This is a genomic window from Agromyces chromiiresistens (genome assembly GCF_029167465.1).
Taxonomy (GTDB): Bacteria; Actinomycetota; Actinomycetes; order Actinomycetales; family Microbacteriaceae; genus Agromyces; species Agromyces chromiiresistens.
In genome coordinates this window covers 759,920-772,021 of record NZ_JARFNL010000004.1, presented here as the reverse complement: position 1 = coordinate 772,021, position 12,102 = coordinate 759,920, and the positions used below count along the sequence as shown (strand labels likewise).

General features: G+C 69.7%; 10 protein-coding genes. 1 reads left to right on the top strand and 9 read right to left on the bottom strand.

Translation table 11 applies throughout. The annotated features are described in order from the left end of the window. Positions 1-60: 60 nt before the first annotated feature. The 4 genes from PX701_RS10930 to PX701_RS10915 all read right to left on the bottom strand — a co-directional run bounded on the left by PX701_RS10930 (position 61) and on the right by PX701_RS10915 (position 5,493). Positions 61-2,001, bottom strand: coding sequence for an ABC transporter ATP-binding protein (locus PX701_RS10930; protein WP_420831073.1), 1,941 nt, complete (start codon positions 1,999-2,001; stop codon positions 61-63). 73 nt (positions 2,002-2,074) lie between these two features. Further along, positions 2,075-2,974 (bottom strand): carbohydrate ABC transporter permease, encoded by a 900-nt coding sequence (locus tag PX701_RS10925; RefSeq protein ID WP_231432394.1) that lies wholly within the window; start codon positions 2,972-2,974, stop codon positions 2,075-2,077. A gap of 89 nt (positions 2,975-3,063) precedes the next feature. Further along, positions 3,064-4,035: a carbohydrate ABC transporter permease gene (locus PX701_RS10920; RefSeq protein ID WP_231432060.1), complete on the bottom strand. Its 972-nt coding sequence runs from the start codon at positions 4,033-4,035 to the stop codon at positions 3,064-3,066. Between the two features lie 108 nt (positions 4,036-4,143). Further along, positions 4,144-5,493: an ABC transporter substrate-binding protein gene (locus PX701_RS10915; RefSeq protein WP_231432061.1), complete on the bottom strand. Its 1,350-nt coding sequence runs from the start codon at positions 5,491-5,493 to the stop codon at positions 4,144-4,146. A gap of 266 nt (positions 5,494-5,759) precedes the next feature. Between PX701_RS10915 and PX701_RS10910 the strand changes: the two genes are divergently transcribed. Continuing rightward, positions 5,760-6,809 carry a LacI family DNA-binding transcriptional regulator gene (locus PX701_RS10910; protein WP_275506281.1) on the top strand — a complete coding sequence of 350 codons (1,050 nt, stop codon included), beginning with the start codon at positions 5,760-5,762 and terminating at the stop codon, positions 6,807-6,809. A gap of 53 nt (positions 6,810-6,862) precedes the next feature. On the opposite strand, the gene PX701_RS10905 is transcribed toward PX701_RS10910, so the two are convergent. From PX701_RS10905 to PX701_RS10885, 5 genes are all read right to left on the bottom strand, one after another. Then, positions 6,863-8,119, bottom strand: coding sequence for an MFS transporter (locus tag PX701_RS10905; protein ID WP_275506280.1), 1,257 nt, complete (start codon positions 8,117-8,119; stop codon positions 6,863-6,865). After that, on the bottom strand, positions 8,116-8,589 hold the full coding sequence (locus PX701_RS10900) for a MarR family winged helix-turn-helix transcriptional regulator (RefSeq protein ID WP_231432064.1): 474 nt from the start codon (positions 8,587-8,589) through the stop codon (positions 8,116-8,118). The genes PX701_RS10905 and PX701_RS10900 overlap by 4 nt, the downstream gene beginning before the upstream one ends. 161 nt (positions 8,590-8,750) lie before the next feature. Further along, positions 8,751-9,134, bottom strand: coding sequence for a 50S ribosomal protein L7/L12 (gene rplL / locus PX701_RS10895; protein ID WP_231432065.1), 384 nt, complete (start codon positions 9,132-9,134; stop codon positions 8,751-8,753). Positions 9,135-9,182: 48 nt separating this feature from the next. Next, positions 9,183-9,671 carry a 50S ribosomal protein L10 gene (gene rplJ, locus PX701_RS10890; RefSeq protein WP_231432066.1) on the bottom strand — a complete coding sequence of 163 codons (489 nt, stop codon included), beginning with the start codon at positions 9,669-9,671 and terminating at the stop codon, positions 9,183-9,185. A 364-nt stretch (positions 9,672-10,035) separates the two neighbouring features. Then, positions 10,036-11,967: a M64 family metallopeptidase gene (locus PX701_RS10885; protein ID WP_275506279.1), complete on the bottom strand. Its 1,932-nt coding sequence runs from the start codon at positions 11,965-11,967 to the stop codon at positions 10,036-10,038. Positions 11,968-12,102: the final 135 nt, after the last annotated feature.

Below are 12,102 nucleotides of genomic sequence, written 5' to 3'. Positions count from 1 at the left end.
CCTCGGCGTCGTGCGACCACGCTACTGCGCGGGTCGACCGACGGTCGAGAGGCGGTGAGGTCAGTCGGCGGCCTCGCCGACCTGCACCGGCCGCTCCTCCTGCTGCCGGTAGAGCGATGCGTAGACGCCGCCCGCCTCGACGAGCTCGGCGTGCGTCCCGCGCTCGACGACGCGGCCCGCGACGACGACGAAGATGACGTCGGCGGCGACCACGGTCGAGAGCCGGTGCGCGATCGCGATCGTCGTGCGGCCGCGCGCGGCATCGTCGAGCGCCTGCTGCACGACCCGCTCGGAGATCGTGTCGAGCGCGCTCGTCGCCTCGTCGAGCACGAGCACCGCCGGGTCCTTCAGCAGCACCCGCGCGATGGCGATGCGCTGCTTCTCGCCGCCCGAGAGCCGGTACCCCCGCTCGCCGACGACGGTGTCGTACCCCTCGGGGAAGGAGGCGATCGTCTCGTGGATGTTCGCGGCCCGGGCCGCGGCCTCGAGCTCGGCGTCCGAGGCATCGGGGTTCGCGTACCGCAGGTTGTCGGCGATGGAGGCGTGGAAGAGGTAGGTCTCCTGGCTGACGATGCCGATGTGCGACATCAGCGAGTCGCGGCGGAGGTCGCGCACGTCGACGCCCGCGAACCGCACCGCACCGCTCGTCGCCTCGTAGAGCCGTGGCACGAGGTACGACACCGTCGTCTTGCCGGCGCCGCTCGGCCCGACGAACGCCGCGAACTGGCCCGGCTCGATCGTGAAGCTCACTCCGTCGAGCGTGGGACGGGGCTCGTCGCCCTCCGCGCGCACGGCATCGGGGTAGTGGAACGAGACGTCGTCGAACTCGACCCGGCCGAGCGCCCCGTCGGTCGGCACGTCGCGCGCATCGGGCGCGTCGGTGATCGCCGGTCGCAGGTCGAGGTACTCGAAGATGCGGGCGAACAGTGCGCTCGAGGTCTGCAGGTCGAGCGCGACGCGCATGAGCCCCATGAGCGGGAACAGGAGGCGAGCCTGCACCGTCGTGAAGGCGACGATCGTGCCCGCGGTGACGTCGGTGTCGCCGCCCGCGATGAGCCAGCCCGAGACGAGGTAGACGATCGCGGGGATCGACGACATGAAGATGTTCACCATCGCGAAGAACCACTGGCCGGTCATCTGCTGCCTGACCTGCAGGCCGATCTGGTTGCGGTTCTCGTCGGAGTACCGCTCGATCTCGCTCTGCTGGCGGCTGAAGCTCTTCGACAGCAGGATGCCCGAGACCGAGAGCGTCTCCTGCGTGATCGCCGTCATCTCCGACAGCGACTCCTGCGTCCGCCCGGCCAGCCGCGCCCGCACCTGGCCGACCCGCCGCTGCGCGATGACCATGAACGGCATGAGCACGAGGGCGACCACCGTGAGCTGCCAGTTGAGCAGCAGCATCGCGACGAACGCGCTGATCACGGTGACCGTGTTGCCGAGCACGCTCGACACCGTGTTCGTCAGCACGCCGGCGACGCCGCCGACGTCGTTCTGCAGGCGCGACTGGATGATGCCCGTCTTCGTGCGGGTGAAGAAGCTCAGCTCCATCGCCTGCAGGTGGCTGAACAGCCGCACCCGCAGCGCGCCCATGACCTTGTTGCCGATGGTCGAGGTGAGCCAGGTCTGCCAGACGCCGAGCAGGGCGGCGACGACGAAGACCGCGATCATGGCGAGCACGAGGGTCGTCAGCACGGGCAGGTTCGGCGGGGATGCCTCGCCGCCGGCGCCCGTCGGGAAGAGGCCGTCGTCGAAGGCCCGCTGGGTGAGCAGCGGGGGGATGACGCTGAGCGCGGCGCCGATGAGCACGAGTACGACCGTCGTCACGAGGGCCGCCTTGTGCGGGGCGAACAGTTCGGAGATGCGGCGCAGGAGGTGCGGGATCTTCGGAGCGTCGGCGTTCTCGGCCCGCTGGGCCGCCTCGTCGGCCGAGGCGATGCGCGTGCGCGCCTTGCCGTAGCGGCCGACCTGCGCGCCGCCGCCTCCCCCGCCGTGCATGCTCATGGGTTCACCCTACGGCGGCGCGCCGACGAGCCCGCGGGCGTTCGCCCCGGGCGCATCGGGTACTGCGCGCCGGTCAGCCCTTCGTCGAGCCGGCGAGCAGGCCGCGAACGAAGTACCGCTGCAGGCTGAAGAAGACGATCAACGGGACGATGAGCGAGATGAACGCGGCCGCGGTCAGCCGCTGCCACGTCTGTCCGCGCTGGCCCGCGAGTTCTGCGAGGCGCTGCGTGAGCGGCGCGACGTCGGCGGTGCCGCCCGAGAACACGAGGGCGACGAGCAGGTCGTTCCACACCCAGAGGAACTCGAAGATCGCGAACGAGGCGAGGATCGGCACCGAGAGCGGCACGACGATGCGCATGAAGATCTGCCCGTGCGTCGCCCCGTCGACGCGCGCCGCCTCCATGAGCTCACGCGGAATCTCGGAGATGAAGTTGTGCAGCAGGAAGATCGCGAGCGGCAGGCCGAAGATCACGTGGGCGATCCAGACCTGCACGTACGTCTCGTCGGGGATGATCGGCACGAGGCCGTGGACCCATTCCTGCGCCGGCTTGAGGGTCGAGGTGAAGATCTGCAGCAGCGGGATGAGCGCCATCTGCAGCGGCACGATCTGCAGCGCGAAGATGCCGATGAACACCCAGTCGACGAAGGGGAACTTGATCCACGCGAGCGCGTAGGCCGCCATGGCCGCGAGCACCGTGCAGAACACGACGACGGGGATGGTGATCGCGAGGGAGTTCACGAAGTACGACCCGAGCTGCGGTGCGCTGGACGACGCCGAGAGCAGCACCTCGCTGTAGTTGTCGAGGGTCCAGCCCCAGTTCTGGAAGACCGTCCACCAGCCGGTGGTGTTGATGAGCTCGGCCGGCCGGAACGAGGAGATGAGCAGCCCGAAGGTCGGGAGCGTCCACAACACGGCGATGAGCAGCGCGAAGACCGTCGCCGGGCGCGAGGTCAGGCGCCGTTTGACCCTCATCGCCTTGGTGCCGTCGAGGTTGTAGCCGCGACGCGCGGCCGCGTCGAGCTCTTTCACGATCGCCTTGTCGGTCGAGCCGGTGGCCTGGCTCATCGGATCTCCCTCTGCTTGCGGAGCACGCGGATGTTGTAGACCACGATCGGCACGACGAGCAGGAACAGCACGAGCGCGAGCGCGGCGCCGCGCCCCGCCTCGGCGGCTCGGAAGGCCTGCGTGTACATCTCGTTGGCGATCACGCTCGTGTTGAAGTTGCCGCCGGTCATGACGCGCACGATGTCGAACACCTTGAGCGTCGCGATCGTGATCGTCGTGACGACGACGACCAGACCGCCTCGGATGCCGGGCAGCGTCACGTTGCGGAACCGCTGCCAGTTCGTCGCGCCGTCGAGCTCGGCGGCCTCGAGCTGCTCGGACGGGATGCCCTTGATCGACGCGGAGAGCACGACGACGGCGAACCCGACCTGCACCCAGATCATCACGACGATGAGCAGCAGGGTGTTGATGAACGGCTCCTGCAGCCAGAGCACGGGCTCGCCGCCGAACCAGACCACGATCTGGTTGAGCAGGCCGATCTGGGGGCGGCTCGCCGGGCGGTACTCGTAGATGAACTTCCAGATGATGCCGGCCCCGACGAACGAGATCGCGACGGGCATGAAGACGAGCGACTTGTAGATGCGTTCACCGCGCGAGCGGTCGATGAACACCGCGTACGCGAGCCCGATGCCGGTCGAGATCGTCGGCACGAGCACGACCCAGAGGATGGTGTTGCCGAGCGTCAGCAGCGCCTCGGGCTGGGTGAACATCCAGACGTAGTTGTCGATTCCGACGAACTCGCCCGCCCGGTTGGTGAACGAGGTGAAGGCGGTGCGCACCGCCGGGTAGAGCAGCCCCACCGCCAGCAGGATGCAGGCGGGCGCGAGGAACAGCACGAGCTGGTACCACTCTCGGCCGCGCTTCGGCGCGCGGTCGATGAGGAACAGGATCAACCCGATCACGGCCGCGAAGATCGCGAGCCCGAGCAGGATCTGGAAGATCTTGCCGATGAGGTCGGCGGTGGTCACGTCGATGGCCTCCGATCGCAGGGGATACAGACGGGCCGGCGCACGGCGCGGCAGGGGTGGGGAGCGGGAAGCCTCGGGGCCGCGCGCGGCGCGGCCCCGAGGCATCCATCACTCCTGCGGCCAGCTCGCCTCGATGAAGTCGAGCGTGTCAGCCGTGCTCTTGCCGCCGATCCAGTCGACCATCCCCGTCCAGAACGTGCCCGAGCCCACCGCGGCGGGCATCACGTCGGAACCGTCGAAACGGAACGTCGTGTTCGGGTCCTGCAGCAGGGCGACCGACGCCTTCAGCAGTTCGCTGCCGGCGTTCTCGGGGTCGAGCCCGGTGTTGGCGCTGATGACGCCGCCGAGGCTGACGCGCGAGTTCGCCCACTCGGGGCTCGACAGGTACGTCTGCGTGGCCACGACCTCGTCGCTGTCGGCGAACGCGGCGACGATCTCACCGCCGCCCGTGACCGCGTTGGCCCCGGCCTCGGTGCCCGGCAGCATGAACGCCCAGACGTCGCCGTCCTCTGCGACCGTCGTGCCCTCGGGCCAGAAGCCCTCGTAGAACGAGGCCTGGTGGTGCAGCGCGCACGCGCCGTCGAGGATCGGCAGGCCCGCGTCACCGAAGTCGGTCGTCGCGATCGAGCGCACGTCGCCGAGCCCGCCGTTGACGTTGTCGTCGGCGCGGATGTAGTCGCCGACCGAGTCGAACGCCTCGGCGATCTTCGGGTCGTTGAACGGGATGTCGTGCGCGACCCACTCGTCGTACACGTCGGCGCCCTGCTGGCGGAGCACGAAGTCCTCCACCCAGTCGGTGCCGGGCCATCCGGTTGCGACGCCCGAGGCGAAGCCGACGCACCAGGGCTTGTCGACCGCGCCCGATTCGCGGATGTCGTCGGTCAGCGTCGCCAGCTCGTCGAGCGTCGTCGGCACCTCCCAGCCGTTCTCCTCGAACATCGACGGCGAGTACCAGACCCAGCCCTTGATGTTCGCCATCAGTGGCGCACCGTAGAGCGTGTCGTCGACGGTGCCGTAGGCGGCCCAGTCTTCGGACCAGTACTCGGCGACGTTGTCGGCCACCGCCTTCGGCGCCGGCAGCAGGTCGCCCTGCTGGGCGAGACGGGCGATGAGGCCCGGCTGCGGCGTGATGCCGAGGTCGGGCGGGTTGCCGCCCTCGATGCGCACGTTCAGCTGTTCTTCGTACTGGTCGGAGCCCTCGTAGACGATGTCGATGCCGGTGCAGTTCTCGAAGTCGACCCACGACTCGTTCAGGAGGTCGGCCTCGGCGTCGAGGATCGTGCCGTAGACGTTGACCTCGGTGCCGTCGTCGAAGGTGCCGTAGGTCTCGTACGGGCCGCAGTCGCCCGTGGCGGAGTCGTCGTTCGCGATGTCGCCCGTGCAGGCCGTGAGCGTGAGGCCGACCGCCGCGGCCACCACGACGGGGGCCATCAAACGGCGATGCCGTGTGAATCTCATGTCTTCTCCTCGTTGAGTGTGGTGCAGGGCGGAGCCGGAACCGGTTCCAGATTCCACGCTATGGCAGGGCGAGCGGCTCCCACAAGGGGGCGGCCGGTCACGATCCGGCACCGATCGCACGGCCTGCGAACATTGCGAGAGAGCGCTCCCCTGCGCATCGAGACGGATGCCTCGGGGCGGGCGCCGAGGCATCCGCAATCGGTTCCAATCACGGGTCGGCCCGCAGTATGCTCGGCACCGGGACTGCCCGACGGAGGGGGTTGCTGATGGCGGCGATCGGCGATGTCGCCCGCCTGGCCGGAGTGTCGAAGGCGACCGCGTCGCGAGCACTCTCGGGCCGCGGTCACGTCGCGGTCGCCACGCGCCGGCGGGTCGAGGCGGCTGCAGCCGAGATCGGCTATATCGCCTCGCCCGATGCGGCGAGCCTCGTCACCGGCCGCACGAAGAACGTCGGCGTCGTCATCCCGTTCGTCAACCGCTGGTTCTTCGGCGAGGTGCTCGAGGGCATCGAGCGGGCGCTCCTGGCCGCCGGCTACGACCTCACGCTCTACAACGTCGGCGACACGGGGCCGGTGCGCGACCGCGTGTTCGAGTTCTTCCTCGCGCGCAAGCGCGTCGACGCGGTCATCGCCGTCGGCGTCGACCTCACGAGTCGCGAGGCGGAAGGGCTCGAGCAGCGGGGCAAGCCGCTCGTGCGCCTCGGCGGCGGCGAGCCGGGCGGCGCCAGGCTCTCGATCGACGACCGGGCGGTCGGCGCGCTCGCGACCGAGCACCTGCTGCACCTCGGCCACACCCGCGTCGCGCATCTCGCCGGCGCGGGCGCGGCCGCAGCGCCGTGGAGCGTGCACGGCCAGCGTCGGCTGGGCTATCTCGACGCCATCGCGGCGGCCGGGCTCGGCGATGCAGTCGCCGGGAGCGCCGCGTCGGGCGCCGCGGCGACGCTCCTCGAAGGCGAGATGACCATGCCGGGGGGTTACACGGCCGCGCTGCAGCTGCTCGGCAGGCCCGGGCCGCGCGCGACGGCGGTGTTCGCCGCCTCCGACGAGATGGCGTTCGGGGTGATCCGCGCCGCCGAGCGGCTCGGCCTCTCGGTGCCGCGCGACCTCTCGGTGATCGGCGTCGACGGCCACGAGTACGGCGAGATGTTCGGTCTCACGACGATCTCGCAGTCGCCGGGCGACCAGGGCCGGCTGGCCGTCGACGTCGTGCTGCGGCTGCTCGGCGAGGGCGAGCACGCCGACCCGCTGCCCGATTCGGGTGCCCCGCTGCCGACGCGCCTCGTCGTGCGCGCGAGCACGACCGCCCCGGGGCGCTGACACCGGCCGGCTCTCCGCGCCTCGTCACGGACGGGATCGGGTCGTGGCGCGGTTCACGCCGCGTCGCCGACCGAGATCGCCTCGGCCTCGACGAGGGATGACTCGGGTTCGGACTCGACCCGGTCGACCCGGCGCAGCGCGCGGTGCCCGGCGACGACGATCACGAGCGCGACGCCGACCGAGATCGCCGCCGCGTAGTACGGCGCGTCGGGCGAGATGAGGTGGGCGAGCTCGGCCGCCGCGGGCGGGGCGACCGCACCGCCCAGGAACCGCACCGCCGAGTAGGCGCTCGACGCGACCGAGCGCTGCAGGTCGGTCGCCTCCATGACGCACTCGGTGAGCACGGTGTTGAGCACGCCGAGCACGAGACCGCCGACGACGATGCAGACGACGAGCGCCGCGGGGTCGGAGATGAACAGGCCCGCCGCGACGAGGTCGAGCGAGAGCAGCGGCAACGCGATCCAGAGCACGCGGGTGCGCGGCATCCTCGCCGTGAGCAGGGGCGCCACGAAGACCGAGGTGATCGCGAGCGCGAGGCCCCAGCCGAAGAACGTGAAGCCGAGGCCGAGCGCGTCGAAGCCGAGCGGGAACGGCGAGTACGCGAGCAGCACGAAGAAGCCGATGTTGTAGAACAGCGCGGCGGCGGCGAGCACGGCCAGTGCGGGCTGGCGCAGCGCCCGGATGGGCGCCGACAGCCTGGTGGGCTCGGGCCCGGCGGTGGCACCCGCGTCGTCCTTCAGGAACGCGACGATCGCGATGAAGCCGACCGCCATCAGCGCGGCGGTGCCGAAGAACGGGCCCCGCCAGCTGACGTGCCCGAGCAGTCCGCCGAGCAGCGGGCCGATCGCGATGCCGAGACCGAGCGCCGCCTCGTAGAGGATGATCGCCGAGCCGGTGCCGCCCGCTGCGGCGCCGACGATCGTCGCGAGCGCCGTCGAGATGAACAGTGCGTTGCCGAGTCCCCACCCGGCGCGGAACCCGATGACCTCCTCGACGTTCTGCGAGAGGCCGGCCGCCGCGGCGAACACGATGATGAGGCCGAGCCCGATGAGCAGCGTCTTCTTCGCGCCGATGCGGCTCGACAGCCAGCTCGTGCCGAGCATCGCGAGCCCCGTGATGAGCAGGTAGCTCGTGAAGAGCATCTCGGTCTCGGTCGGGGTCGCCTTGAGGCTCTCGGCGATCGCGGGCAGGATCGGGTCGACGAGGCCGATGCCCATGAACGCGATCACGCACGCGAACGCGACGGCCCAGACGGCCTTCGGCTGCTTCAGGATCGATGCGGATGTCTCGTGGCTGGCGTGGCTGGTCACGCGGTCGCTGCTCCATTCCGCGCGGTGTCGTCCGCGCGCTCGATGCGGGTACGGATGACGGCGACCGCTCGGGCGAGCGTCTCGCGCTCGTCGATCGAGAGGTCGTCGAAGTAGGGGGCCATCGCGCCGACGAGCTCGTCGCGCCACGCGTCGAGCGCCTCGAGGCCCGACGGGTCGGCCGAGATGAGCCACGCGCGAGCGTCGTTCGCGTCGGCGATACGGCGAATCCACCCCCGGTCGTCGAGGGTGTGCACGAGCTTCGTCATGGTCGGCTGGCTGACCCGGCTGACGCGGGCGAGTTCGCCGAGGCGCATGGGGCCGAGGTCGCGCAGCACCGCGATGGTGCGCCAGACGGCGGGTGACTCGGCGGACGCCGTCGACGCGGCGGCGAGGCGGGTGAGGCGGTGGTTCACCGAGACGAGATCGCCGATGAGCGCGGTCAGGCTCGACGTGTCGGTGGAAGAATGCATAGCCCAACTATATAGCTAGGCTAAGCAATTGTCGAATGGGTTGCTCCCCCGATTGGGCCCGAGAACGACGGATGCCCCGTGGTCGATGATCGACCACGGGGCATCCGTGTGTTCAGGTGACGCGGTCACCTCAAGCAGCGCGCCCGAAGCGGGCGCCCTGATTACTTGAGGGTGACGGTTGCGCCGGCTTCCTCGAGGGCAGCCTTCGCCTTCTCGGCGGTCTCCTTGTTCGCGCCCTCGAGCACGGCCTTGGGAGCACCGTCGACGACGGCCTTGGCCTCGCCGAGACCGAGCGAGGTGAGCTCGCGGACGGTCTTGATGACCTGGATCTTCTTGTCGCCGGCAGCCTCGAGGATGACGTCGAACGAGTCCTTCTCCTCCTCGGCCTCAGCGGCACCGGCGCCACCGGCAGCGCCGGCGACGGCGACCGGGGCGGCCGCGGTGACTTCGAACTTCTCCTCGAACGCCTTCACGAACTCGCTGAGCTCGACAAGCGTGAGACCAGCGAACTGCTCGAGCAGCTCTTCGGTGGTGAGCTTCGCCATGATGTTTCTCCTAATGGGTGGGGTTTGTAGAACGAGATCGTCGGGCGCTTACGCGGCCTCGGCGGTCTCCAGCTTTTCGCGAAGCGCGTCGATGGTGGCGGCAGCCTTGCCCATCGTCGCCTTCATCATTCCCGCAGCCTTCGCAAGCAGAACCTCACGGCTCTCGAGCGAGGCGTACTTGTTGACCTCGTCGGCGCTGAGGGTCTTGCCCTCGAAGACGCCGCTCTTGATCACGAGATGCGGGTTCGCCTTGGCGAAGTCACGCACGGCCTTGGCGGTGGCGACGAAGTCGCCGTGCACGAAGGCGACGGCGGACGGACCGTTGAGGTCGTCGTCCAGCGTCGTGATCCCCGCGTTGTTGGCGGCGATCTTGGTCAGCGTGTTCTTCACCACGGCGTAGTTCGCGTCCTGACGGATGCTGTTGCGCAGCTCCTTGAGCTGTGCAACCGTCAGGCCGCGGTATTCGGTCAGCAGAACGGCAGTCGAGCTCTCGAACAGGTTCGTGAGTTCGGCAACCGAGGCTTCCTTGTTCGCCATGGCCACTCCTTGTGTACTCAACGCGCATCGCGGAGGCGATGCACGGCCTGGGAGCGCTGGAAGCATGGGGAGAAAGAAAAAAGCTCCGGCGCAGTTGCGCGGAGCTCGGCCGATCACTCGGAAGTCTTCGTCACACCTGCGCGGGCCCTTGCTTTCGCAAGACTTCGGTCGCATGCGCCCGCTTTCACGAGCGCGCACGACAACCAGCGGTCTTCGGCTCCGTCAAGATTAGCGGATGCCTCGGCCCTCGCCAAATCGGGGGGCGCACCGGCGCACGCGGAAGGGGCACCCGGGGCCCTTCGGCCCCGGGTGCCCCTTCGCGATCATCCGGACGAGGATGCGCCGATGCGGCGCGTCAGCCCGTTCAGGGGCGCACCTCGACGGTGAACGCCTCGACCGGACCGATGTTGCCCGCGGCATCCGTCGACCGGTACTCGACGCGGTGCTCGCCGTAACCCGGCTCGCGCGCCTGGAACGGCGAGAGCGACATGCCGCCCGTGCCGAGGTTGCCGTAGATGAGGTCGTCGACGTTCGTGCCGGTCGGCGTGAACAGGAACGGCGCATCCGCGTCGGTCGGCCAGCCGTAGTAGTTGTGCCACCCGTCTCCGTCGAGGCGGAACTCGGTCACGAGCGCGCCGGCCTGGTCGTCGCTCGCCGTCAGCTTCATCGTGAACGACTCGTCGACGACGTAGTGCGGCTCGCCGTTCGCGCCGGTCGAGGTCTCGACCGGGGTTCCGACGACCGCCTCGACGGTCGGACCGGTCGCGTCGACCGTCCAGGCGCGGGTCTCGGTCGCCGCGGCGGCCCGCTTCGAGTCGCCGACGGACGCGGTGACCGTGTGCGTACCGGCGGAGAGGTCGAGGTCTGCGAGCTCGAGGGTGCGCGCGTTGTGCGGATTCGGCTGACGCTCGCCGTCGACCGTCCAGATCACGTCGAACACCCGGTCGGGGCGATGCGTGGTCTCGACGTAGAGCACGTCGTCGGAGCCGACGGGGCGCTCGGTCTGTGTCGACTCGGTGAACGCCGGCTCGACGTCGGTCGCCGCTGCGCGGCCGGTGCCCACGGTCCACGAACGCGTCTGGGTCATCGACGCCGAGTCGCGCAGCGCGGGGTCGCGCACGAACGGCGTGTTGTCGACGACGGTGACGGTCACCGTGTCGCCGGGCTTCGCCCTGGTCTTCGCGAGCTCGAGCTGCGTCGTGTTGTGCGGGTTCGGCACCGCCTTGCCGTTGATCGCCCAGGCGACGTCGAGCTCGTGGTAGACGGGGTGGGCGACATCGATCGAGATCACTTCGTCGGCCGCGACCGGCGTCGCCTCGTCGGGCGCGTCCGCGATGAGCGGGATCTTCGACGAGATGCGCTCGGTCATGATCTCGCGGGAGACCTGGTCCATCTGGTATCCGAGGGTCTTCATCATCGAGTGGCGGCTCGGACGGAAGATGCCGGTCGAGTAGTACTGGCCGCCCTCGTAGGCGCCGATGATGCCGCCGGCCTCGCTCGGCTCGCCGAGCCACCGCCACCACTTGGCCTGCTGCGCGGCCATCTCCTCGACGGTCATGATCGTGTGGTGCTTCGAGCGGGGCTCGCCGCCCGTGTAGTCGCCGGTCGTGATGCCGCGCGTGTAGTAATCGTACTCGTCGGCGAGGCCGCCGAGCGAGTGCCCGATCTCGTGCGGCGAGATGAGGGCCGAGAGCGAGTTGCCGCCGCTCGCCGTCGCGTAGCTGCCGCCCGCGCCGCCGTAGGTGTCGCTGTTCGCGAGGGCGAGCACCTGGTCGACCTTGGGCGCGGCCTTCGCGTACTCGCGGGCCTTCGCGCCGTCCATCGTGATCAGCCGCTGCACGCTGTTCGGGTTGCAGCCGCCCCAGAACGACATCTTGAGCGGAGTGTTCCGTCGGGGCGAGTCGAGCGATGAGTCGCAGCTGATGCCGGACTCGCCCGAGATGATCTCGACCGCGTAGACGTTGAAGTAGTTGCGGTAGCTCTTGTACGGTTCGATGCTCCACATCGTCTCGAGGTGCTTCTCGACCTGCTCGCGGAAGAGCGGCTGCTCGTCGGCGGTGTAGCCGTCGCCGAGGATCACGAGCGAGAACCGCTCGGAGGGGTCGCCCGTCACCTGGATCGGGACGAGCGTCGAGCTGCCGACGGCGGGCTCGTCGGCGTTCGCGGACTGGGCCGTGGCGACGGTCAGGCCGGTGGCGAGCACTGCGGCGAGCGCGAGGGCGCCGGCGCGACGACGCGCCGGGCGCGACGTGACGGCTCGCGGCACGGCCGGCGGGGCGAGCGGTTGGGCGTTCATGCGATGGTTCCCTTCATCTGGATGTCCCGCGGCGCGACGTTGCGTCGCGGTCGGAAGATCGGCGCATGGGTGGCGCGACGAACCGCTCCCCCGCCGCGGTGACGGCGGGTGGTGCTCTCCTCGTCGGGCGACGCG